Source organism: Shewanella sp. MBTL60-112-B2 (genome assembly GCF_019655055.1).
Classification (GTDB): domain Bacteria; phylum Pseudomonadota; class Gammaproteobacteria; order Enterobacterales; family Shewanellaceae; genus Shewanella.
Window position 1 is genome coordinate 1 of record NZ_BPFA01000103.1, and the last position, 468, is coordinate 468.

General features: G+C 46.4%; 1 protein-coding gene. It reads left to right on the forward strand.

Annotation, left to right across the window (positions count from 1 at the left end; genetic code table 11):
* Positions 1 to 111 precede the first annotated feature (111 nt).
* Entirely contained in the window at positions 112 to 354 is a 243-nt protein-coding gene (locus tag K5Q73_RS21415) for a DUF1904 family protein (protein WP_374706900.1), read from the forward strand.
* Positions 355 to 468 lie beyond the last annotated feature (114 nt).

Genomic DNA, 468 nt, shown 5'->3' on the forward strand with positions numbered 1-468 from the left:
TTTTCAAGCAGAAGACGGCATACGAGATTCCTCTACGTCTCGTGGGCTGCCAGAAGCAGCTGTTATTGACCTTAGTCGCAGCTTACTCCGTGACCTAGCTCAGATCTGTATGTGGACCAACAAGGGTTTACATTAGACTGGGTACCGAGTGTCAGTTATCGTGACGGCATGCCAGACCTGAGTATCACACAAGTTGAGATGCTTTGGTTTCCAAAAGATCCCCATACGCACCAATTGGTTGAATGTACTATCCGTGAGGCTGTGACTTTGGCATATCCGGAACTTAAAAGTCTATCGGTAATGTTTATCGAATTAGATCCCAGTACTTACTTCCGCAATGGTGCGCATTTTTAAGGAGATATCCTTGCTGGATAAGCTTGGTGGAATACCGTTACAGCCAGAAGCTATTCGTTGGTTGCTGACCCCAAAATGCCTTAAGGCTGAATTGCTGACATCTATCGCAGGTGC